Below are 223 nucleotides of genomic sequence, written 5' to 3'. Positions count from 1 at the left end.
TGTGCCGAGGGAGATGAAGCCCGCTCCATCGTTGATGGCTCCCAGCCCGACTGCTCCTGCCGCCACATCGCCCGCGCCGCCGGCAACGACGACGTCGCTGCGCATTCCCCATTCCCTGGCGATCTCCGGTTGCAACAGGCCCGAAGGTGCCGAACCCTCGACGAGTTCCGGCATGTGCGAGCGGTCGAGGCCGGTTGCCGCGAGGGCCTCGTCCGACCAGTCG

The 223-nt window shown here is 69.1% G+C and carries 1 protein-coding gene; it reads right to left on the bottom strand.

Annotation, left to right across the window (positions count from 1 at the left end; genetic code table 11):
- Positions 1-223, bottom strand: a 223-nt coding sequence (locus tag E4K09_RS14050; RefSeq protein ID WP_244610492.1) for an FGGY family carbohydrate kinase, incomplete at both ends; no start/stop codon positions are given.

The organism is Microvirga pakistanensis, from assembly GCF_004458765.1.
GTDB classification, from domain to species: domain Bacteria; phylum Pseudomonadota; class Alphaproteobacteria; order Rhizobiales; family Beijerinckiaceae; genus Microvirga; species Microvirga pakistanensis.
The sequence above is the reverse complement of the archived record's forward strand: the minus strand, read 5'-3'. Positions and strand labels throughout refer to the sequence as shown.